We start from the raw sequence: 21,481 nt of genomic DNA, 5'->3' as shown, positions 1-21,481 counted from the left end.
CTTCGATGGCTACCAGCGGCTGACGTTCTCCCGGCGTGACAACGGGGTTCTGCTCATCACGCTCGACCGGCCCGAGAAGTACAACGCGGCCGACGAGGAGATGCACAGCGAACTCGCCCGGGTCTGGCGGGATGTCTCCGCCGATCCCGGGACGCGCGTCGCCGTCATCACCGGAGCGGGCAAGGCCTTCTCGGCCGGCGGGGACCTCGCCATGGTCGAGCGCATGGCCGGCGACTACGACCGCGTCTCGCACATGCTCAGCGAGATGAGCGACCTGGTGTACAACATCATCAACTGCGAGAAGCCGATCGTGTCGGCGATCAACGGGGTCGCCGTGGGCGCGGGCACTGTCGCGGCGCTCCTGGCCGATGTCGCCATCGCGGCAGAGGACGCCAGGATCGGCGACGGGCACGTCAAGCTCGGCGTGGCCGCCGGCGACCATGCCGCCATCATCTGGCCGCTGCTGGCCGGCATGGCCAAGGCGCGCTACTACCTCCTCACGGGCGAGATGCTCACCGGGACCGAGGCCGAACGCATCGGCATGGTTGCCAAGGCCCTGCCCCGCGACCAGGTCCTCGACGAAGCACTCAGGGTGGCCGACATCCTGGCCACCGGCTCTCAGCCCGCTGTCCGGCTGACGAAGCGGGCCCTGAACAACTGGCTGCGCAGCGCCGGACCGACCTTCGACCAGTCCGCCGCCTACGAAATGCTCACCTTCCTCGGACCGGACGTCGTCGAGGGCTGCACCGCGTTGCGCGAGAAGCGCACACCCCGCTTCCCCTCCGCACAGTCACGGCAGCTGTAGTTCTTGATCATCAGCCTGTCCGTGCTGGTCGGGCGGTTGCCGGCTAGCTGCGGGCAGAGGAACGGCCACCGTGATCATGAACGTTTGTGACGACGGTCAAGGACCAGGTGGCCGCCGAGGCCACGATAGCCGAGCGTGAGTGGATGGATGTCACAGGAGCGGCGATGGCCGCGGTGGCGAACTGCTTCACCCGGCGTGAACCCCGCCTGTTGGCACGGGAGATGTGCGAGGCGATGCTGATGGAGCTGGACACCCGCAACTGCTGGACGCTTGCCGAGGCCTTGGGCCACTCCGGTCCGCACCGCCTGCAGCACTTCCTCGCCCGCCCCGCGTGGACCACGATCCGGCCCGCGGCCGCCTCGCCGCGTGGATCACGAGCGAACTCGCCGATGACCAGGCCGTGCTGGTGGTGGATGAGACGGGTGACGAGAAGTCCTCCACCGACGCCGTCGGAGCGGCCCGACAGTACTCCGGGGCCCTGGGCGGGGTGGGCCTGTGCCAGGTCGCCGTCCACCTCACCTATGCCTTTCGGCACGGCCACGCGGTGATCGACCGGGAACTGTACCTGCCCGCGGCCTGGGCCGCCGACGAAGAGCGGCGCCTGCTCACCCACGTCCCCGACGAACGGGAGTTCGCCACCAAGCCGCAACTGACCGCCGACATGCTCGAGCTCGAGCGCGCCCGCGCCCTGGGCATCCACGCCCGCTGGATGGCCGCCGACGAGGTGTACGGCGGAAGCGAACTGCGCCTGGCCGCCCGCCGCCTGAGCTTCGACTACACCGTGGCCGTCAAGACGGATCACCGCGTAACCACCTCCGCCGGCACCTTCAACTGCTGCACTGGTTCGCGTGGCGACGCGAACACCAGCACCGGGCGGCCGAGGCACACCGTCCCTGGAACAACGTCACCGCCGCCGCGACGACGTGACGAGACCAGCATGATGAACTAACCCCCAGCTAAAGCAGGGGGTCTGCGCTCAAGACTTCGGATCAAGAACCACATCTGCTGTGTCCGTGCGGCTGGGCGCCGCGTACGGGTCTGGCTGACAGCTATCCCAGGATTCCGGACCGCCGATCGGTGTGGACTCGACGCGGCGGCCGCGCGGCGGGCACGGTCGTCGGCATGACAACTGCGAAACCCGTGGCCGCGACTGCTGAAGCACGCGGCCGACACGCTGTCCTGTACCGCTGGCCGAGTGCGCTCGGGCTGGCGGCCGCGGTCCTCCAGCTCGCCACCGGCGTTGAGCGGGAATCGGTGGCGATCGTGCTGTGCGTGGCCACGCTCTGCTACCTCGGCGCGGCGGCGTTGAACCGGCCGTGGATCGCCTGGGCCGGGGTCGCCGGCGGCTCCGCAGTGGTCGTCGTCAGCGAGCTGGCCGGCCTGGTGTGGTGGGGCGGTGTCGGGGTCGCGGCCCTGACGCTCGTCGTCGTCGGCCTGGTCACACGCGTGGCCCGCCCTGCCCTCACCGCGCAGACCGTCGCCCTGCTCGGGTACGGCTGCCTAGCGGTGGCCGCGCTCTTCCTTGCGCCACGGCTCGGACTGGCGCTGGCCGGGCTGGTGCTGGTGGCGCACGCCGCTTGGGATCTGCTCCACTACCTGCGCAATGAGGTGGTGCCCAAGTCGTTGGCCGAGTTCTGCATGCTGCTGGACGTGCCGTTGGGGTTCGGCGCCGTTGTGGCGGCGGTGGCCTGACCGACCGGCCTGCTCAATTGGGTGGCCCGATAGTGCGACGGCGTGACGCCGTACCGGGCCACGAAAGCCTGGCGCAGCGTCTCGGCGGACGTGAAGCCGCAGCGGGCGGCGATCCGAGCCAGGGACAGCCGGCTTGACACGAGGAGCCGCGCGGCGGCTTCGGTCCGCGCGAGACGTACATAGCGGGCCGGGGTCTGCCCCGTGTGGGCGAGGAAGAGACGGGTGAGGTGGCGTTCGCTCACGCCGGCGCGAGTGGCGAGCGCGGTGATCCGCAGGTCGGCGTCCGGCGCGTTGCGTATCATCGCCGCCACCTCGCGTATCAGGTCGTTGGCTGGGGCCGGAGCGGCGACAAACATACTCATCTGCGCCTGGTTTCCCGGTCGTTGGAGGTACGTGACCAGGCCACGTGCCACTTGGCGGGCCAGCTCGCCGCCGTGGTCCTCCTCGATGAACGCCAACGCCAGGTCCAGCGCGCTGCTGACCCCGGCCGCCGTTGTCACGCGGCCGTCGCGGATGTAAATGGGCGCCGGGTCCACGCGGACCGCGGGATAGGTGGCGGCAAGCAGGTCGGCGAACAGCCAGTGCGTGGTGGCGCGACGACCGTCGAGCAGTCCGGTCGCGGCGAGCACCGAGGCGCCGGTGCACACCGACACGACACGTCGGGCCACATGCGCCAGCCGGCGGACATGCGCGACCAGTCCGCTGTTCGCAGCGGCCGCCTCGTGCCCCTCGCCGCCTGACACGACGACCGTGTCCAGCGGTCCACGAAGCCGCTCCAGGGCGCCTTGCGCCTGCAGTGTCAGTCCGGACTGGCAGCCGATCGGCCCGCCTGCCGGTGTCACCACACGCACCCGGTAGGCCGGCGTGGCCCCAGCCCGGTTCGCATAGTCGAACGCCGTGGTCAGGCAGGCGATGTCGAGCAGCTCTGCGCCGGGATAGCCGACGACGACCACGACCGGGTGCTCGTCCATGCGACGACCGTACTGCGACCGACCAAGCCGCGACCACGGAGTCGGGAGGATCTTGCTGCGGCTGGTCAACCACAGCAGCCGCATGACCACCGAACCGAAAGATCAAGAACTTCCCCCCACTCTCGCCGCGCTGGTCCGAGAAACCGGGCACGCGGCGGTCATCGTCGAGGACAACCCCGGCTTCCTCATCAACCACGCCGGCCGCGGCCTGGTCACCGAAGCCTTCGCGCTGCTCGAGGAGTCCGTCACCGACGTGGTGGGCATCGACCGCATCGCCCGGGATGTACTCGGCCTGCGGATGGGCCCCTTCGAACTGATGGACCTCACCGGTCTCGACGTCACGGCCGCCGTGATCGACTCCATCTGGCAGGGTTTCAGGCACTCCGACCGGCTCCGCCCGTCGCGGCCGGGCTCTCGCCGGCGACCGTGACCCGGCTGACCAGGCAGTGGCAGGACGACCACGCCGCTTTGTGCGAGCGGGACCTTTCTGACCGCGACTTCCTCTACGTGTGGGCGGACGGGGTGCATCCCAAGGTGCGGCTCGGGCAGGTCCACTCGTGTGTCCTCGTCCTGCTCGGTGTCCGGTTGGACGGCACCAAGGAGCTGATCGCGCTGGCTGAGGGGCTGAGGGAGTCCACTGAGTCGTGGGCCGACCTGCTGCGCGACTGCCGTCGTCGCGGCATGCGCGACCCCGAGCTGGTGGTCGGCGACGGCGCGATGGGCCTGTGGAAGGCACTTGCCGAGGTGTTCCCCACCACCCGGCACCAGAGATGCTGGGTGCACCGCGCTCGAAGCAGCAGCCAACGATCCCTCAAGCCCCACCGTCATACTTTTTTCCGGGCACACTCGCAACCAAGCCGAACCGACGTCTGCCCGGACGCCACACCTTCAGCGTGCAGATCCCATGACACGTCCGACAAGCCCCTCAAAGGGGTGAACCTCACGTCCCACAGCAATCCGCACAACTCGGGATTCTCATCCCGCCACGGTGGTGCCGCGCAGTGGCGGCATGGGTACTTTATTCCTTCCTGAAAGTGGCGGGGAAAGGTTGAGGCATCGGAACGCGTCAGGGCCGCACTCGAACCTCGGGTGCGGCCCCATGTCCAGGTTCATCCGGGCAATGCGGTCTGTTCTCCGAGGGGATGCGGGCGGCGATCTCCCGCGCCGGCCTGGCCGCCTCGGCGGACATCAGCCCGCCGGCCTGGGCGACTGCCACCAGCAGGCGCAGCAGATCATGCGCCTGCGTGTGGGAGAGCAGGGCCAGGCGCTTGGTTGTGTGCTCGACCGGAGCGAAGTCGATCTCGTCAAGGTCGAGGTCAGGTCGTCGTGGGCGTCCGTGCCTGGGCAACGTGGCCGGCCTCCAGCCGGTGACGCGCCTGCGGTGACGAGAACAGCCCCGGCCGGCGCGGGCACCGGTCGGGGCTGATGAGCGAAGTGTGGTCGTGAAGGGCGGTCGCCTACGCGGCGAAAGGCTCCATGAGGCTTCAGCCGAACGATCGTCCTCATGGGCAATAGGTGAGGCCCGGGGACACTGTCCCCTTCACGACCACGCCTCCTACAACCACCAGTACCCGGCCCTTGTTCCCGTCCTCCTGCAGGCCCGTCGGTGCAAGTGTCCGACCTCCGCCTGGCCGGCTGGCACCATCGCCGAGATACCGATGAAGCCCTGTGGCAACTCCCCAACGAGTACGCACCCATCCGCTCTGCGGTACGCCCCATACAGCTGCGCATGCTCCGGCCATGAAGCTCAGCTTGAGCAAAAGACATCACTCGGGTAAAACATCAGACTCCACCCATCCGTACTATCTGTGGACGGGCTGTTCGCGGCGATTACCGCTGCTGCTGTTCAGGCCGCAGCCCGAGACCACAGGCGCATGACTCTCCATGCCTGCGCTGAGAGACCTGGCACATCCGCCAGGAAATTGGAAGAAGGGGCTACACCATGTCAGAGAGCACAACGGCGAGCACGGGACTTTCGTCGCAGTATGCCGCCCAGGTGACCGGCGACCTCGAGCGCAACGTCAAGGAGCAGGAACGCATCAGCGCAGACATCACCGCACTGCAGGAACAGCTGGTATCTCTGCAGAACGATCACTCTGTGCTGGTCAACGTGCAGCAGGCGCTGGGTATTGCAGCGACACCCGTTCAGCCCGCGGCCGCCCCCGAGAGCACCACGGTGCCCGCTCCCCGCGAGAAGGCTTCGACCGAGCCCAGCACCGGCAAGCGGACGCGGGCGAAGAAGGCCGCCAACGCCCAGAGCAGCACGGCAACTAAGAAGTCTGCCCCCAAGAAGCCTGCAAGCAAGGCTGCTGACGCGAAGGCATCCCAGCCCACGCTGGTCGAGCTCGTCCGCCGGCACCTCACCGAGCAGAGCGAACCGCACTCGGCGGCGGAAGTCGCCAGTGCACTCGACACGGCCCACCCCGAGCGCGGCATCAAAACCACCGTCGTACGCACCACCCTCGAAAACCTGGTGGCCAAGAACCAGGCTCAGCGCACCAAGCAGGGAAGCTCTGTCTACTACACCGCTCCCAGCGAGGCCGCGCAGACGGCCGCACGCGCCCAGGACGAACCGCAGGCCGAGTAACAAACGCAGCCAGGGCTTACGCTGCCGCTGCGGCGGCAGTCGGCCTGGCACTGCCTATCGCTGCATGGTCCGGCTAGCTTGAGTTTTGACCCATGCACCCTGCGGATCAACTCCTGCCGATGTCGTGGGCAAGACTGCGTGCATGACCGGCGAAATGGTGCTCGCATCACACAGCAGCACTGCCATCGTCTCCAGGCAGGGTCCGGCCCTCGCCCAGTCCAGGGGCGAACGGCCAGTGCCGAGGTCCTCGCGGAGCGCAGGGAGCACGGGTGTTGTCACCGGCAGGGGCGCCGTTCCGATCTGCTGAGTTGCACAGAAGCCCGCGCCGGGTCAGCATCGGCTGGCACGCGCCGCCGCCAAAGTGGTGCCGGCGCGTCGGGAATGGCTCTGCCGAAACTGATGTAGCTGGTGAGCCGTCCTAGGTGGCAAGGTCAAGCAGGTAGGAAGCCATGGTGGAGGGCAAGACAGCGGCGGTCAGATGGACACGACGCCGAACGGGGCCGTGGGCTGCGGGCTGGAGCACGAAACCGGGTCCACGGTGTCGGTCGGCCTGGACACGGGGGCGGGTGCACGCCGTCTTCGCCGTGCTGACCGCCGGGCTTATGGCCTTCCACCAGGCGGTGCCCAACTCCGTTGGCCACCTGGGGAGTCTGCTGGAAGCGTTCCTTCCGTGGCTCGGCCTGGTGATCGTGGTGCTGCTCGTCCTGGCCCTGCTGCGCCGTTCAGCAACCGCGCTGGTGGCGCTGCTGCTGCCGGTGGTGGTCTGGACGCATCTCTTCGGCAGGCTGCTCCTGCCCGGGGCGGAGCCTGGCCCGCACGACCTGGTCGTGGTGCAGCACAACGTCAGCGACAAGAACACCGACCCGGCGGGCACAGCACGCGCCCTGGCTGGCGCCGAGCCCGACCTCATCGCGTTGGAGGAGCTGACGCCCCCGGCGCTGGCGGTGTACGCGCAGGCCCTCGCCCCGAGCTACCCGTACCACGTCGTCCGGGGCACCGTCGGACTCTGGTCGAAGCATCCGCTGTCCGGTGCCCGGCTGGTGGATGTGAAGGCCTGCAACCGACTGGCGAGGGCAGGCTGTTGCAGATGCTGACCAAGCGGGTGCTGGAGCCGGCCCTGGAGGCGAGATCACCGATCACCTCGGCTACGAGAAGGATCGACACCCGTTATCGGTACGGGGACGACGGACTGCAGGCGCTGCCCGCCACCACCGAGGCGCTCCCCTACGGGCATCCCGGCCTTGGTTCCTCGCCTCGCAGATGGTGCGCCAGCTCCGCGCGTACACCGTCATCGCCCTGGGCGGCCTCCCCGATCTTTGACCTCGCACCTGCGCAAGCCCCCGTCCCTTGCCTCCACGCTCCCCCGACAGGCGCGGCTGCCGCGTACCGCCGCGCCCGGCCGGGTGATTCTTGTATGCCGCTCGGGCTGCAGGCCAAGGCGCCGCCCGAGAACAATGGCGTCTCTTCATTACCGTCGAGGCACGCTGGCGGTTGCGGGTACCGGTAGCGGTCCTGTCCGGGAAGCCGTGAGGAGTTGAGCGTCCATGGCCGTGTGTGAGGTCTGCGGCAACGACTACGAGATGTCATTCGAAGTGCACGCCAAGGGAGCGGTCCACACCTTCGACAGCCTCGAGTGCGCCGCCCAGAAGATGGCGCCGATCTGCAACAACTGCCAGTGCCGCATCCTGGGTCACGGCCTCCAGGCCGACGGGCAGTTCTTCTGCTGTGCGCACTGCGCCCGCCGGCAGGGCAGGGCAGAGCTCGTCGACCACATCTGACCCGCACGAGTGGACCTGGCGTTCCTGACCGCCACCTGGCCGAGCACACGGCGGCCCCCGGCATCGGGTGCGCCCAGGTGCCCGTCCGCCTGCCCCCGGCTCTTTCAGACACATCGCATCGCGTTGCCCGTAGGGCAGACGGATGCGTCCTTCGGCGTTGTCCTCGTAGAGCAGTCACGGCCGGCCCGCGCCGCACCGCGCCGCTACGGCGGCCCAGCATCGCCTGCCCGGGGCTGGTGATGGGGGGTTTCTTCCCGGCGCCGGCTCTGTCGGAGCCGGCGCCGGTGGCGGTGGGCCCACCGGTTCTTCCACCGGCCGAGCCGGTGCTCGCACCCCTGGGGGAAGACTCACTGCAGCGCCGTTACCGCCACGCTCAACCCAGACGGAGCACGATGGCCCACCGCCAACCGGCCGTGGGGCCGTCTACCGTAGAGACATGGGCGCGATCGTCGTCGTGTACGAGCTCGACAAGCCGGTGGGCACGCGCACCCGTCCGGGCGGGGCGCCTGGTGGGGCACGGACCGTCCGCCGGGTGCATGCGGCGCCCACCGCCCCGGGGACGCCCACCGCGACGGGACCGCGGACTCTGTGCGGCAAGGACACCTTCGCCATGGAGACGGCCCGCCGGAAGCCATCCGAGCACCCTGGGTCGCCTTGGTACCCCGCAGAGTACGCGTCCGCGGTCTGCCCCGACTGCGATGCCGTGATGACGACCTGACGGTCGTGGCCGACCGCCCCGCCGTCGATGCGTCGCCGGAGGGAGCGCTGCGGCTTGCCGGCACCCGCTCGCGGACGGCTGCTTTTGGGGATGGCCAGTTCACGGCCACATTCCCGACAGACCCTGGCTTGCGTTTTAACCTCCGCAGACGGTGAAACTGGTGGCGGCACATGATGGATCCGGGCGTCTGCGAACATGGGTGCGCCATGTTCGTTTCGCCCGTGAGGTGATCCTTTGAGGAAGGTGGCACTGCGTCCCCACGCACTGTTGCCTCGGCAGTACGACCACCGGAGGGTTCTAGCAACCACTGTGGATGCCTGGGGCAGGGCCCACTGGCTGATCTGTCCCGATGCGGAACTCAAACCGCAACCGTACGGAAGCCCGTATCCCAGACCCCGCACCTACCCCTATGACGCGCTTCTCGTCACCGACGACCGCGGCACCATACACGAACAGACCCTGCACGACGTCAGCGTGTGGGTCAGACACGTGGACGCGCTGCCCAACGGGCGGTTCCTCCTTGTGCAGGGACGTGGAACCCGAGGAGAGCGCAACGCCCAGATATACGGCCGAGACGGCCGACGCAGACACGCCTTCCAGATGGGGGATGCCGTCGAGTTCATGATGGCGGACCGACAGAACCATGTCTGGAGCGCCTACTTCGACGAAGGCGTCTATGCCGACCCCATCAGCGCCGCCGGCCTGGTGCGCTGGGACAGTGGAGGCCGCCAGGAATGGCGGTACTCGGCTCCCGAGGGCATCGAATACATCGACACGGTCTATGCCTTCAACGTCGACGACGGTGTGGCCTGGGCCAGCTACTACCCGACCTTCCCGCTGCTGGAGGTCCGCACGAACGCGCAGACCTGCATCCGGACGTCGCCTGTGGTCGCTCCCCGAGGAATGGCCGTGTACGGGGAGGAGATCGTGATGCTCGGCGGGAACCGGCAGGATGACCGGCTCCACCGCTGCCGCATGGATGGACACGAAGTCCTACCGGTCGAAGAAGCGCAGCTCACCCGCCCCGACGGCGCAGCGCTCAAGCAGTACGCGCGTCCCGTTGGACGGGGACGACATCTATATCTACGCGGATCGGCCAAGCGGTGGTTCGTGACCGGCATATAGGCCGACGTCGGCCCCTTGGGTTTCGGAACACCCGCGAGCCTCGGCTGAGCGTCGTCCGTGTCACGAAACCTGGGGCCGCTGGGACTGCTCGCGTTGGGGAACCCATACGACCTGCGGTTGTGAGTGCCGAGGCTCTCGGTCAGAGCTGAGACGCAAGCTAGGCGAGGCCCGCCTTCAACGCGGCTGCGATCTTGACCACCCGGTCCGCCTGGTGGCGCGCGGCATTGCGGGTCTGGTCCCCAACCGGATTGCTGCCTTGTCCGTCGATGTGGGAGGTGCCGTAAGGATTGCCGTCCACGAACTTCACAGGGTCCGTATAGCCGGGGGACACGATCAGCCCGCCGAAGTGGTGGATCGAGTTGTACAGGGCAAGGAGCGTGGACTCCTGGCCACCGTGCGCGGTCGCGGTGGTGACGAAGCCGCTGTAGACCTTGTTCGCCAGTTTGCCCTGGAACCACAGGCCACCGAGGGTGTCGATGAACTGCTTGAGCTGGGAAGAGATATTGCCGAAGCGGGTGGGCGTGCCGAAGATGATCGCGTCGGCCCACTCGACGTCAGCCGGCGTGGCTTCGGGGATCCCGGCGCCGGCGGCCGCGTGGGCGGCCCACGCCTCGTTGGAGGCGATGGCTGCTTCGGGAGCCAGCTCGGCAGTCTTAAGCAGGCGCACCTCGGCGCCTGCCTTCTGCGCCGCTTCACGGATTTCCTTGGCGATCTCGGCGGAGAAGCCGGTCGAGGAGTAGTAGATGACAGCGAGCTTGACGGGGGTGATGGTCACGATGGTTGTCTCCAATCGCTTGGGGTGCTGGCCTTGCCGAGGCCCAGATGCCCGCGCTGATATGCGATATTTCTGTCTGGCTTGTGTGATCAGCACGAGGCGCTGGGCCGTGCGCAGCGAGCGTCGGCCGCTCAAGAAGTGAGCCTGGGCAGTCGGCGTCGCTGCGGGTGCTGCCGATTCGTTACTGCGGCAGACCTTGGTAGTCGGCCTGGCCGGCGATCTGACCGCCGTCGCCGGCCACTTCGCTGCCGGTGACGAAGCGCGAGTCGTCGCTGGCGAAGAAGAGGACGATGCGGGCGATGTCGTCCGGCTGGCCGACACGCCCGAGGGCGACACCGCTGGTATCGAAAGCGACACCGTCGGTCATGGGGGTCCTGATCTGCCCGGGGTGTACCGCGTTCACCCGGATCCCGTACGCGCCCAGTTCCAGAGCAGCAGTCTTGGTCAGCCCGCGAACTCCCCATTTGGAGACGACGTATCCGGTCATCCTCGGTACTCCCTGCAGGGCACCGATCGAGCCGATGTTGACGATCGAACCGCCGCCGGCTCGCTTCATCGCCGGGACGACGGCCTGAATGCCGTTGAAGACACCGATCAGGTTCACGTCCAGAGTGCGCTGCAGCCGTGCGGTGTCCCACTGCTCGAGGGGAGCGGGATCGGCGATACCCGCGTTGTTGACCAGGATGTTCACAGAGCCGAAGCGCTCTTCCGTCCGCTGGACGACGCCGGCCCACTCCTGCGCCGACCGCACATCGAGTTTCTCGACGGCGACGGCCGGCCCGAGGGACGCGGCCAGAGCCTGCGCCGCCTCGATGTTCACATCCGCGATGACCACATGGGCGCCCTCGGCGGCAAGCCGCCGGACTGTGGCGCCCCCCATGCCCATCGCACCGCCCGTGACCACTGCCGTCTTTCCCTGTACTCGTCCCATTCGGAGCTCCTTCCCCGCCTCGTACATCTGTTCGGGATTAATTGACCGTCGCGGTCGTCGGCCGTCTCAGTCGCCGAAGTCGGTGCCCCGGCTCACCGACTCCCAGGCGATCCGGTCCTTGTGTGTCTGCTCGGCCGCGTCGTCGAGGCGGTCCCGGGCCGCGTTGCCCAGCGCCAGCCGCACCGGCGTGTTGTCTGCGGCCAGAGCGGCCAGGATCGCGGAGGCGATCTTCACGGGGTCACCCGGCCGGCTGCCCGTGACCTCCTCCACATGGGCACGCAGCTCGCCCACCGTGCCCTCCTCCACATGGGCACGCAGCTCGCCCACCGTGCCCTCGTAGTCGGCAATGCGACCGAGTCAGTCTGCGCCTGGTCAGTCACATCCAACTCCCGCGCAACGGGCCGGTCCGGGTACGCCGCGACAAGCTCCTTCGCCCCCTCGGTACGCCGGTCCGCCAGCACAACCGTGCCGCCCCCACCCAGCGCCGCCCACGCAATCTCACGCCCCAGCCCGGACGCCGCTCCCGTAACAAACCAGTTCCGTCCCATGACAGACACCCTTCTCCAGCAGCGTCCGAAGTAGTTGAAATTTCAGCGCCAACCTCTACGATAGCCTTGGGCGCTGAAATTTCAACTAGCTCATGAGAGGTCGGTCATGACGACGGAGCCCCGGTGGCTGGACGACGAGGAACAACGGACGTGGCGCAGCTTCCTGATGGCCAGCCGGCTGCTGTTCGACCGGCTGGAGCAAGACCTGAAACAGGACACGGATCTCTCCTTCGCCTACTACGAGATCCTCACCCGGCTCTCGGAAGCGCCCGGGCGCTCGATGCGGATGGCCGACCTCGCGGCCGCGTGTGTCTTCGACCGCAGCAGGCTGAGCCACGCAATCGACCGCCTGGCGCGCGACGGCTGGGTCCGCCGGGTGCCGTCCCCCTCAGCCCCCCGCGGCCAGCTGGCGGAACTTACCGACGAGGGCATGGAGAAAGTCCGGCAAGCCGCACGCAATCACGTCGAACAGGTTCGGTCACTCCTGTTCGACCGTCTCACCCGAGAACAGCAAACCGCCCTGCGGGAACTGAGCGAAGCACTCGCCACCGGCATCATCGACAAGGCAAAGCTCATGTCATTGGGCTGGCCGTCACGGTGACAGCCGACCGGGTCAGGTCCCGGCGCATCCGGCGACAGCAACGCGTACGGCGGAAGACCGCGGCGGCTGCCCTGCACGATCCCCGGTGCGACGACGCAATGCGCCTATCACGGCAGAGCACGGGTTCAGCAGTCGGCGAGCCTCTCACACCTGCGGTCCGGCGCGGGTTGGCCAGGCCCATGACGATCGTCGGCATCCGCGCCAGCACCGGCCGGGCGCGTCGAACACGCCCCCATGCGTTCCAAGGCTGGAGAGAACCGGGTGCCCTTCGGCGCCCGGGTGCCGCCATCGCCCGTAGCTGCGCCGCCCAGGCCACCTCCCCGCCGCCTTGCGCCATGCGCGCGCTTGCGCTGATGTCAGCCCGGTCGGCCGCGTACCGCACGGTCAAGGTATTGGGCGCTACGGCCGAAAGCGGCGCCGGCGCGGGGGCGGGCACGGACGCCCGCGGCGACGGACGCGGCGAGCACCGCCCGCCCGATGCGCTTGAGCCGATTGGCCCGCGTGATCCGCGACTGGTGTCCCTGCCGGTGTCCAGACCCGTGATGCCTGGGACGGCGACCGAATTCGTGCGCCATGGCGCTCCCTTCCTGTCAGAACGCTCTGTCCGGGCAGGAAGAGCACCGGCTTCAGGGGCCCTGCGGTTCCGGGGCCTCGGGATACCGAGGGCGTTTCCGTTTGAGCTCGGCCAAGTCGCTGAGGTCGATCCCGGTGGCTTTGGAGTACTGCTTGGCCCAGTCGGCAACGGCTTGCCGGAAGAGGTAGTCGGGCCAAGAGCCGGTACACACTTTCACGCATTCACAGGAGTAGTGAGCCATGTCAATCGACGGTCTCGAGCTGGCGGTCATACCGCTGGACGCCCCTGAGGCCCAGGACCCGAACCTCACCGGCGCCAAGGCCGCGCACCTGGCCCGCGCCGCGGTGGCGGGGCTGCCCGTGCTGCCCGGCTTCGTACTAGTGCCCGCACAGCGCGCGCCCAAGGCCCCCGCCGGGCAGAAAGCGATGCGCCGCGCCTGGCAGGCACTGGCCGGCGCACACGGCTCCGCGCGTGCGGTCGTCGTGCGCTCCTCCTCCGTGTACGAAGACACCGAGTACTCGTCGATGGCGGGGCGCTTCGAGTCGGTGCTGGACGCGCGGGGCTGGAAGGAGTTCACCACGGCGGTGCGCACCGTGCTCGATTCCGCCCGGCAGGTGCGGCCCCTGCGGCAGTCCCCGAGCACCCTGCCGGGCGACGGAATGGCCGTGCTGGTGCAGCCGATGCTCACATCGGCCGTAGGAGGCGTGATGTTCGGCGCCGACCCGGTCGAGGGGCGTACCGACCGCATCCTGGTCAGCGCGGTACGCGGCGGCCCTGACCAGCTGGTCGACGGCAGCACTCAAGGAGTGCGCTACCAGCTGACCAGGCGTGGCCGGCTCGTGCGGGCCGAACCAGCCGAAGCCCGCGAGGACCGGCTGCTCCCGCACCGGCACACCGCACGTCTGGTGGCGCTGGCCAAGAAGACCGAGCAGGTCTTCGGCAGCCCGCAGGACGTGGAGTTCGGCTTCGACGCCGAGGAGCGACTGTGGCTTTTCCAGGCCCGGCCCATCACGGCCATGGCCGCGCGCCCGCCGCGCGGCGCACGGCTGATGGGCCCCGGCCCGGTCGCCGAAACCCTCCCTTTCGTTCTCCAGCCGCTGGAGGAGGATCTGTGGGTGACGCCGATGTCCCACGGGCTGACCGTGGCCCCTGACATCGCCGGAGCGGCATCCCGACGCCGACTGCGCAAGGTGCCCGTGGTGACCACCGTGCAGGGTCGTGCCGTGGCCGATCTGCGTCTGGTGGGTGCGGCGCCCTCCCGCCATCCGTTCCTCGAGCGCCTCAATCCCGCGCCGGGGGCACGCCGCGCCGCGGCGGCATGGCGCGTGGGCAGGCTGCGCACGGCTCTGCCGCTGCTGGCCCTCGACCTGATGGCGGATGTGGATCGCGCTCTGGCCGACTTCCCGCCGCCTTCGGAGATGCTCAGCGGGCAGGTGCTGGACGCGGTCGGCTGGGGCCGCACGGTGCTGTCGGCGCTGCACGCCCAGGAGTCGCTCGCCGGTGCGCTGCTCGAGAAGGGACGTGGCACCACGGCCGCGGGAGAGGCGCTTGCGGAGCTGGCCGAGGGCCGCGCCCGGGGGCTGCAAGAGGCGAACTGGTGGAACGCCGCCCTGTTCTGCTGGCTCTGCTGCCACCCACACTGGCCGACCGCGCACCCCTGCCGGCGCCGATCGGGCGCACCGCGCTGCCGCGCGGTGTGGGAGCGCTGCCGGTGCGTGAGGGGCTGCGACTGCGCATCCGCTGGGTGCAGGAGATGCAGGCCCAGATGGTGCGGGAACTGGCGCGCCGGCTCGGCGTGGGCGCCTGCGAACTCGGCTTGTCGCGCCTGGTGTTGCTGCGCTGGGAGGAACTCGTGCGGGCGGCACGGGGCGAGGGGCTTCCGGCCGACTTCGCCGAGCGGATGCCGCGCACAGACGCCGGTGTGCTGCCGGCCGAGTTCCGTCTGGCGGCCGGCGTTCCCGTGGCCGAGCCCAAGCCCGGTCCCCGTACGCCGGGGCAGGGGTCGGGCGGCGGCTTCGGCACCGGCACCGCCTGGGACGGCCACGGTGAGCGCCCCGACCACCCGGTGCTGGTGGTCCGCTTCCTGGATCCCGCACTGGCTCCCCTGCTCCCGGACCTGGCCGGGCTCGTGGCGGAGACCGGCAGCCCCCTGTCCCACCTGGCTCTCCTCGCTCGCGAATACCGCATTCCCACCGCGGTCGGCGTACCGGGAGCGACCGAGCGCTTCCCCACGGGCACGCCCCTGGCCGTCGACGGCCAGACGGGCGCGGTGACCGTGCGCGACCTCCCCCGGGCCGCGTCTCTGCCCGTTGCGGCACGAAAGGAGTCGGCGGCGTGAGGAACATCCGACGTGCCGGTTACACCGCCGGCGCACTGTCCGCCGCCTATGCCGGCTACTACACGGTGCTCTACCTGACCAGATGGGAATGGCAGCGGGCCCTGATCTCCGCGGTCCTGCTCGTCATCGTCGAGGTCTTCCTCGCCACCGTCATGCTGCTCACCCGTTTCTCCCGGCTGGAGAACCGGCTGGCGGAGTTTGAGGCCCGCGCGGAGGATGTGCGCAGCCGACTGGAGCAGACCCGGACGCCCACTCCAAACCGCTTCGCCTGGCTCGCCTCCACCGATCCGGATACGCTGAACGGCACACCACGCACCTTCGTGTTCGTGCCCGTGCTGATGGTCGCGGGCGCCGTCCTGTCCGCACTGGCGGTGGTCATCCAGAAGATCGCCGGCGCGAGCGCCGGGCCGGACGCGGAACGCCGCCTGGCCGCACGCCTGACGGCCCTGACGGCACCGCCGGTCCACGAAGCGGACTCATTGGAGGAGCGCCCGGCCATAGCCCCCGCCCGCCCGGGACGCAGAGCACTCACCGTGACGGTGGCCGCAGCGAGTCTGCCCCTCACCCTGGTGCTGTGGTCCGCGCTCGCGGACGCGACCCAGACCCGCCCCGAGCGCACGCCTGACGCGTCGAGTACGACCTTGGTCTTCGAAGTCGCCATCCAGGGGGAGCGCAACCCGCACGTCGTTCAGCTCGCTGCCAACGACCTTTGGGAGACCTGCCGCCGCTCCACAGCCGCCCGAAACGACAAGGCCGGCCTCCAGCGGATGGGCGACCGCCTCTTCGCCGGCGTCGTCAGCCCCGCCCTGCCCCCGCACGACGTGATGCGTCTGCGTGGCTGCATCCAGGACGCGAACACACACCGCACGAGCGCGGTCGTGCTGGACTGATCCGTCGCCGCGACACACGATCCGGTTTCCGTTTACTTGCCTGGAGAGCCATATGAACATACGTGCTTTGCGCAGCACCTCACGTCCGGATCTCCGCCGCGGCCCAGCGTCGAGAACCGAGGAGCAGACGGACAGGGCCGGCTCAAGGACAGGGTCGCCGTCGCCGCAGGCGCCGGGCCACATCGCCGGCAAGCCCGGCGTCCGCACCGATGTCTTGGGCAGCGGCAGCCACGTGGGCGGGACGGTCCGCGCTGCTGAACGGCGGCGGCACCATGTCACCTGAAGACCACGGCCGGACAGGGGACCGCCGACCGACCGGGGTGGCCCTGTGGCAGTCCCCGAATGCCCTGCCGGGCGACGGGATGGCCGTGCTCGTCCACGACCGTCCGGCCTGCCCTTCATGAGCGGCGAAGAACCCACCCTGGTCCGAACAACAAAAGCGAGGCGAGTGCGATGAGTGGGAGCGAACCGTGGAGCCGACGGTCGCAGATCGTCGGCCGTATCCAGGACGTGCAGCGGGTGTGCGCGTTCTTCGAGGACGAGTCCGGCCGGGGCCGCGGCTTGCACGTGGTCGGCGAGGCCGGTGTCGGCAAGACCACACTGCTCGACGCGGTCACCGAGGTGGTGAGGGCGTCCGGCACTCGGGTACTGCGCGCCGACGGCGTCGAGTTCGAGGCGGACATCTCGTTCGCCGGGCTGCATCAGATCCTGATGCCGGTGCTGGACGACGTCGAGCACCTACCGTCCGAGTACCGCCAAGCACTCCTGGTCGCACTCGGCTTCGGCACCGGTCCTGCTCCGGACCGGCTTCTCCTGGTCAATGCCACCCTGGCCCTGTTGCGGCAGACAGCGGCCAAGGCTCCGCTCCTGCTGATCGTCGACGACCTGCCGTGGCTGGACCGGGCCAGCGCCGTGGTCCTCGCACTCGTCGCCCGCCGTCTGTCCGGCAGCCGGATCGGCTTCCTGGCAGCCTCCCGGACCGGCGCCAAGAACATGCTCGACCGCAGCGGCCTGTACGAGATCGATCTGGCGCCGCTCGACGACGACTCGGCGCACCTGCTGCTCGCGACCCGCCACCCGACACTGGCCGCCCGGGTCCGGGCACGGGTGGTCGCCGAGGCTCACGGCAATCCGCTGGCCCTGATGGAACTGCCGGAAGAACTCACCGGACCACAGCAGAGCGCGCAGGAGGAACTGCCGGCGGTGCTGCCGCTGGGCGAACGTCTGCGTGCCCTGTTCGTCACGCGCGTCACCGTCCTCACCGAGGCCACACGCCGGCTGCTGTTGCTGGCCGCGCTGGACAGCACCGGCGATCTCGCAGTCCTGCACCACGCCGCCGGGCAGGACACCGCCATCCTGACGGGCCTGGCCACCGCTGAGCGTGAGCGCCTGGTCCGGATGGACACCGCCGCCCGGCGCCTGACGTTCCGTCACCCGCTGATCCGCTCGGCGGTCGTGGCGGCCTCCACCCTGGCCGAGCGCCGTGCCGCGCACCTGGCGCTGGCCGAGGCACTCGCCGACCGGCCGGAGCGCCAGGCCTGGCACCTGGCCGAGGCGGCGATCAAGCCGGACGAACAGGTGGCCCAGCTGCTCCAGGACGCCGGGCACTCGGCGCTGCGGCGCGGGGACGCAGCCGGCGCGGTCACCGCGCTGACCCGGGCCGCCGATCTGAGTCCTTCGGGCCGCGACCGCAGCCGGCGGCTGGCCGAGGCGGCCTACCTCAGCGCGGAGGCGACCGGCGACATCGCGGGCGCGTCGCAACTGCTGCGGCGGGCGCAGCACGCCGACCCCGTCGGAGGCGCCGCCCTGTACGCGGCTGCCGCCGCGGTGTACGTCCTTGTCAACACCGAAGCCGACCTCGGCACTGCGCACCAGCTGCTGGTCGGCGCGATCGAGTCGGCAGGACCGGTGTACGACGTCGGCGACCGGGCTCTTGTCGAAGCGCTGCACACCTTGCAGTTGGTCTGCTGGTGGAGCGGTCGCGAGGAGCTGGGGGCGCCGTTCGTCGAGACGGTGAGCCGGCTGGAACCGGCCCCGCCGCCGGTGCTGGCACTGGCCGCACGGACGTTCCCCGACCCGGCGCGCACCGGCGTCGCGGCCCTGCCCCGCCTCGACGAGGTCCGTGAGGTGCTGCGCCGAACACCTGATCCGACGATGCTGGTCCGCGGCGCGAACGCGACGGTCTATCTCGACCGGGTCGGCGAACTACGCGACCGGCTGTGGGAGTTGGTCCGTCAGGGCCGTGACGGCAGCGGACAGGTCCGCCGGCGCCTCGGGGCTCTGATGCACCTGTGCATGGAGGATTTCCTGACCGGCGAATGGGAGGAAGCACAGCAACTGACCGACGAGGGAGCGGCGTTGTGCGACACCGGTTATCCCTTCTTCGCCTGGTATTTCCAGTACAACCAGGTGCTGCTGCACGGGGCACGAGGGGAAACGGAAGCGGGGGACGCCCTGGCCGAACGGATGGTGCGCTGGGCGACGCGCCGCGGCGTCGGCACGGCCGCGGCCTTCGCCCACCAGGCACGGACCCTGGTCTGCCTCGGCGGCGGCGACTACGAGGCCGCCTACCGCAGCGCGACCGCCCTCACCCCGGCCGGGACTGTGGCCCCGTACGTGGCGCACGCGCTGTGGGGCGCCTACGACCTGGTCGAGGCGGCCGTGCGCACCGGCCGCGACACGGAGGCCGCCGCACACGTCCGGGCCCTGCGCGAGCTGGAAATCACCCGGCTGTCCGACCGGTACGCGATGCTCGTCTCAGGCGCAGCCGGCCTGTGCGCTCCGGACGAGGAGGCGGTCGCGCACTTCGAGCACGCGCTGTCGGTGCCGGGCGCGGACCGCTGGGTCTTCGAGGCGGCACGGATCCGTCTGGCCCTCGGTGAGCGGCTACGGCGTACCGGCGCCAAGGATCCGGCCCGCGAACCGCTGAAGGCCGCCTTGGACGCCTTCTTGCGACTGGGGGCCACACCATGGGCGGAGCGGGCCCGCACAGAGCTGCGCGCGGCCGGTCAGGCGACCCGGCCCCAGACCACACCGTCCCTGCTGACGCCGCAGGAGCAGGAGATCGCGCACCTGGCGGCGTCCGGCCTGAGCAACAAACAGATCGGGGAACGGCTCTACCTTTCGCACCGGACCGTCGGCGCTCACCTGTACAAGATGTATCCGAAACTCGGGATCACCACGCGGGCGGCGCTGCGCGACGCGCTGACCGCGCTGGACGGCGCGGCCTGAGCCGGCGCGCCGGGTACGTCCGGCCGGTGTGCCTCAGGTCCCGCCGAGCTCACCGACGTCGCCGAAGTCCCGCGTCCCTTGGCACCGGTCAATCGGGCCGACTCGCCGGCCGTGCGGAGTCGCGAGCCGGGCCCGGGTCGACAGCGACGACAATGCTCTGGAACCTGGGGTCCTTCCCCTTCTTGAGGAACGCGGGAGGGGCTCACCCGTGCCAGGGCGGCACGCATGCGGGAACGAACCGGGCCGACCCGACCGTGTCCGAGTCGCCGGACGACCGCCTGCCGGCGTGCGGTCGGCTTCAACGGGAAGACCACGAGGCCGCATCGGCCCGGTGCTCGATGCCGGGGACGCACAGCACGGTGTCCGCGTGCCTCGCCACACGCCACGGGGACAGTACGGGTCCGGAGTATCCCGATCCCGGCATCCCTCCCCCACGGCGTCGACAGGCCGTCGAGTCCGCCGTCACCGGGTTCCTGCGAGGATGCCCCGGCCTGAAGGCCGGGGCATCCTCGCAGGAACCCGGTGAACACGATCACCCCGGGGTTGCGGGAGATCCGAGGATCTGAAAGAGCGTTGAGCGGACCGGGGATCGCCGCGTCACGCTGAAGAATGCCCCGTGCAGATCATGCGCAGGATACTGGCCCGCGCAGGACACCAGCGCTTCCGCCAGTAGATTGACCCCGTTGATCGCACCAAGATCCCAGACCAAGGATCCATAATGAACCGATCCGTCCTGGCTGTCATAGCGGTGGCCTCACTCCTGACCACCGTCAGCTGCCGGTCCAATGTGGAGTCACCACATCACACCGGGCTGCAGCAGACGGCAAGGCCGTGTGCCTCACAGAGCGTATCCGCTGGTGCCAGCCCATCCCCTTTGCCCAGCCCCCTCCAGACGAAAATCGCCTGGCGGACCGAGGTACTGCCTGGCGGATCGCTACGAGTGACGATCGGCGATGTCGACGCCGCACCCAAAGACCCCTGGACGGTCCGGAGCACCGACTTCCGCGCACCTGGCAACCAGTCCGAATGCGACTATGTAAAGATCATCAAGGTGCGTGGCTGGTGGTGCACGACTACGGTCGCGCGGATCGCCCTGGACGGCGAGATCGTACTCGGAGGTGCCAAGCCGCGCGCTCGTGTCTACTCCGGAGGATTCCGCACTCGCTGCGTGGGCCGCAAAGCACGGATGCGGCAGCACTACGAGATCCAGCGGGACAGCTGGTCGGGCTGGCGCAGTTACGGCGAGCGCGGCTACACCCCGTGGACGCATGAGCAACGTCAGGCCCATGGAACGGTGTCGGTGCCTTGCCCACGCGGACGGGTGGGTACTTACAACTACCGGCTTTCGGTCGCGGTCGAAGTCGACGGCATCCAGGCGGAGGAGACAGCGGCGGCGAGCACGGTCATCCGTACCGACTGCGGTACGGGCATCAGCTGAGGGTGCGAGTCGTGAGACCCGAGCCGGACAAGCTTCAATCCTACTGGGTTGACCGGCGAGGGGCAGTACCCTCCGGATGAGGATTGCGGGTGTGGGCCAGGGCTCGCCTTCAACACTTGCGCCACTGCCGCCGGCCAGTTGCGGGGCTGGCCGTTCTAAGGGACTGAGCGGGAGTGGGTCCTGTTGACGGAACCCTTGCTCAGTCGAACACCCCGAACAGTTGTGGGTGTTGTGGTCCACCACGTTCGCTCCGCGTCCCAGCGCGCACGGATCGTGTTTGTGGCCTGGGGGTGCGGGGTCGGCCCTGCCCGCTTCCGGCTGTCAGGTGTACGCGATCAACCCGCGACAGGCTGCGCGGTTCAAGGAGCGGTACGGCACCTCTGGTGCCAAGAGCGACAAGGGCGACGCCCATGCGCTCGCCGACGGTCCGCATCGACCGCGACCAGCTGCGGCCCGTCGCGGGTGACAGCGAACAGGCC

19 protein-coding genes and 4 pseudogenes are annotated in these 21,481 nt (G+C 69.4%); 17 read left to right on the top strand and 6 right to left on the bottom strand.

The genetic code is table 11. The features are described 5' to 3' along the window. From VXC91_RS30225 to VXC91_RS30215, 3 genes are all read left to right on the top strand, one after another. The coding region (locus VXC91_RS30225) for an enoyl-CoA hydratase/isomerase family protein (protein WP_329510526.1) at positions 1–805 on the top strand (805 nt) is incomplete at its 5' end. 331 nt (positions 806–1,136) lie between these two features. Further along, positions 1,137–1,754 (top strand): IS701 family transposase, encoded by a 618-nt coding sequence (locus tag VXC91_RS30220; RefSeq protein WP_329510525.1) that lies wholly within the window; start codon positions 1,137–1,139, stop codon positions 1,752–1,754. Positions 1,755–1,927: 173 nt separating this feature from the next. Beyond that, a complete protein-coding gene (locus VXC91_RS30215) occupies positions 1,928–2,497 on the top strand; it encodes a hypothetical protein (protein WP_329510524.1) in 570 nt (189 codons plus the stop codon). On the opposite strand, the gene VXC91_RS30210 is transcribed toward VXC91_RS30215, so the two are convergent. Further along, on the bottom strand, positions 2,398–3,468 hold the full coding sequence (locus tag VXC91_RS30210; protein ID WP_329510523.1) for a GlxA family transcriptional regulator: 1,071 nt from the start codon (positions 3,466–3,468) through the stop codon (positions 2,398–2,400). The two genes, VXC91_RS30215 and VXC91_RS30210, sit on opposite strands and share 100 nt — an antisense overlap. Positions 3,469–3,580: 112 nt before the next feature. Here VXC91_RS30210 and VXC91_RS30205 point away from each other — a divergent pair. Both VXC91_RS30205 and VXC91_RS30200 read left to right on the top strand, forming a co-directional pair. Further along, positions 3,581–3,871: pseudogene (locus tag VXC91_RS30205) on the top strand (3-hydroxyacyl-CoA dehydrogenase family protein); the annotation flags it as partial. A 2-nt stretch (positions 3,872–3,873) separates the two neighbouring features. Then, positions 3,874–4,254 (top strand): annotated as a pseudogene (locus VXC91_RS30200) (transposase); the annotation flags it as partial. Between the two features lie 280 nt (positions 4,255–4,534). Here VXC91_RS30200 and VXC91_RS30195 read toward each other — a convergent pair. Continuing rightward, the gene (locus VXC91_RS30195) at positions 4,535–4,816 is read right to left on the bottom strand and encodes a DUF6417 family protein (RefSeq protein WP_329510522.1); all 282 of its coding nucleotides are present in this window, start codon (positions 4,814–4,816) and stop codon (positions 4,535–4,537) included. 594 nt (positions 4,817–5,410) lie between these two features. Between VXC91_RS30195 and VXC91_RS30190 the strand changes: the two genes are divergently transcribed. The 5 genes and pseudogenes from VXC91_RS30190 to VXC91_RS30170 all read left to right on the top strand — a co-directional run bounded on the left by VXC91_RS30190 (position 5,411) and on the right by VXC91_RS30170 (position 9,676). Continuing rightward, positions 5,411–6,055: a BlaI/MecI/CopY family transcriptional regulator gene (locus tag VXC91_RS30190; RefSeq protein WP_329510521.1), complete on the top strand. Its 645-nt coding sequence runs from the start codon at positions 5,411–5,413 to the stop codon at positions 6,053–6,055. A 566-nt stretch (positions 6,056–6,621) separates the two neighbouring features. Next, positions 6,622–7,107 (top strand): annotated as a pseudogene (locus tag VXC91_RS30185) (endonuclease/exonuclease/phosphatase family protein); the annotation flags it as partial. A 492-nt stretch (positions 7,108–7,599) separates the two neighbouring features. After that, positions 7,600–7,833 (top strand): hypothetical protein, encoded by a 234-nt coding sequence (locus VXC91_RS30180; protein WP_329510520.1) that lies wholly within the window; start codon positions 7,600–7,602, stop codon positions 7,831–7,833. A 436-nt stretch (positions 7,834–8,269) separates the two neighbouring features. Then, a complete protein-coding gene (locus VXC91_RS30175; RefSeq protein WP_329510519.1) occupies positions 8,270–8,551 on the top strand; it encodes a hypothetical protein in 282 nt (93 codons plus the stop codon). A 243-nt stretch (positions 8,552–8,794) separates the two neighbouring features. Further along, positions 8,795–9,676, top strand: a complete 882-nt coding sequence (locus VXC91_RS30170; RefSeq protein ID WP_329510518.1) for a hypothetical protein — start codon at positions 8,795–8,797, stop codon at positions 9,674–9,676. A 157-nt stretch (positions 9,677–9,833) separates the two neighbouring features. On the opposite strand, the gene wrbA is transcribed toward VXC91_RS30170, so the two are convergent. From wrbA to VXC91_RS30150, 4 genes are all read right to left on the bottom strand, one after another. Further along, positions 9,834–10,445, bottom strand: a complete 612-nt coding sequence (gene wrbA / locus VXC91_RS30165) for an NAD(P)H:quinone oxidoreductase (RefSeq protein WP_329510527.1) — start codon at positions 10,443–10,445, stop codon at positions 9,834–9,836. A 187-nt stretch (positions 10,446–10,632) separates the two neighbouring features. Then, positions 10,633–11,382, bottom strand: coding sequence for a glucose 1-dehydrogenase (locus tag VXC91_RS30160; RefSeq protein WP_329510517.1), 750 nt, complete (start codon positions 11,380–11,382; stop codon positions 10,633–10,635). 66 nt (positions 11,383–11,448) lie between these two features. After that, positions 11,449–11,709, bottom strand: a complete 261-nt coding sequence (locus VXC91_RS30155; RefSeq protein WP_329510528.1) for a Rossmann-fold NAD(P)-binding domain-containing protein — start codon at positions 11,707–11,709, stop codon at positions 11,449–11,451. Next, positions 11,613–11,930, bottom strand: a complete 318-nt coding sequence (locus tag VXC91_RS30150; RefSeq protein WP_329510516.1) for an SDR family NAD(P)-dependent oxidoreductase — start codon at positions 11,928–11,930, stop codon at positions 11,613–11,615. Before VXC91_RS30150 ends, VXC91_RS30155 begins: the two co-directional genes overlap by 97 nt. A 106-nt stretch (positions 11,931–12,036) precedes the next feature. Here VXC91_RS30150 and VXC91_RS30145 point away from each other — a divergent pair, with 106 nt between their 5' ends. From VXC91_RS30145 to VXC91_RS30115, 7 genes and pseudogenes are all read left to right on the top strand, one after another. After that, positions 12,037–12,531: a MarR family winged helix-turn-helix transcriptional regulator gene (locus VXC91_RS30145; protein WP_329510515.1), complete on the top strand. Its 495-nt coding sequence runs from the start codon at positions 12,037–12,039 to the stop codon at positions 12,529–12,531. Between the two features lie 813 nt (positions 12,532–13,344). After that, a pseudogene (locus tag VXC91_RS30140) lies at positions 13,345–14,070 on the top strand (PEP/pyruvate-binding domain-containing protein); the annotation flags it as partial. A 632-nt stretch (positions 14,071–14,702) separates the two neighbouring features. Next, positions 14,703–15,443: a PEP-utilizing enzyme gene (locus tag VXC91_RS30135; RefSeq protein WP_329510514.1), complete on the top strand. Its 741-nt coding sequence runs from the start codon at positions 14,703–14,705 to the stop codon at positions 15,441–15,443. After that, positions 15,440–16,333, top strand: a complete 894-nt coding sequence (locus VXC91_RS30130; RefSeq protein WP_329510513.1) for a hypothetical protein — start codon at positions 15,440–15,442, stop codon at positions 16,331–16,333. Before VXC91_RS30135 ends, VXC91_RS30130 begins: the two co-directional genes overlap by 4 nt. 453 nt (positions 16,334–16,786) lie before the next feature. Further along, positions 16,787–19,564 carry an AAA family ATPase gene (locus VXC91_RS30125; RefSeq protein WP_329510512.1) on the top strand — a complete coding sequence of 926 codons (2,778 nt, stop codon included), beginning with the start codon at positions 16,787–16,789 and terminating at the stop codon, positions 19,562–19,564. Positions 19,565–20,504: 940 nt separating this feature from the next. Next, on the top strand, positions 20,505–21,002 hold the full coding sequence (locus tag VXC91_RS30120) for a hypothetical protein (RefSeq protein ID WP_329510511.1): 498 nt from the start codon (positions 20,505–20,507) through the stop codon (positions 21,000–21,002). 226 nt (positions 21,003–21,228) lie between these two features. Further along, a complete protein-coding gene (locus VXC91_RS30115; protein ID WP_408057511.1) occupies positions 21,229–21,468 on the top strand; it encodes an IS110 family transposase in 240 nt (79 codons plus the stop codon). The last annotated feature ends 13 nt before the right edge of the window (positions 21,469–21,481 follow it).

This window comes from Streptomyces chiangmaiensis, assembly GCF_036281785.1.
GTDB lineage: Bacteria > Actinomycetota > Actinomycetes > Streptomycetales > Streptomycetaceae > Streptomyces > Streptomyces chiangmaiensis.
Note: the sequence above shows the minus strand (reverse complement) of the source record. Positions and strands in the feature narration are given on the sequence as shown.

Coding starts and splice junctions, on each gene's coding strand:
- VXC91_RS30215 (WP_329510524.1), top strand. CDS start 1,928: ATGACAACTGCGAAACCCGTGGCCGCGACTGCTGAAGCACGCGGCCGA.
- VXC91_RS30210 (WP_329510523.1), bottom strand. CDS start 3,468: ATGGACGAGCACCCGGTCGTGGTCGTCGTCGGCTATCCCGGCGCAGAG.
- VXC91_RS30190 (WP_329510521.1), top strand. CDS start 5,411: ATGTCAGAGAGCACAACGGCGAGCACGGGACTTTCGTCGCAGTATGCC.
- VXC91_RS30180 (WP_329510520.1), top strand. CDS start 7,600: ATGGCCGTGTGTGAGGTCTGCGGCAACGACTACGAGATGTCATTCGAA.
- VXC91_RS30175 (WP_329510519.1), top strand. CDS start 8,270: ATGGGCGCGATCGTCGTCGTGTACGAGCTCGACAAGCCGGTGGGCACG.
- VXC91_RS30160 (WP_329510517.1), bottom strand. CDS start 11,382: ATGGGACGAGTACAGGGAAAGACGGCAGTGGTCACGGGCGGTGCGATG.
- VXC91_RS30150 (WP_329510516.1), bottom strand. CDS start 11,930: ATGGGACGGAACTGGTTTGTTACGGGAGCGGCGTCCGGGCTGGGGCGT.
- VXC91_RS30145 (WP_329510515.1), top strand. CDS start 12,037: ATGACGACGGAGCCCCGGTGGCTGGACGACGAGGAACAACGGACGTGG.
- VXC91_RS30125 (WP_329510512.1), top strand. CDS start 16,787: ATGAGTGGGAGCGAACCGTGGAGCCGACGGTCGCAGATCGTCGGCCGT.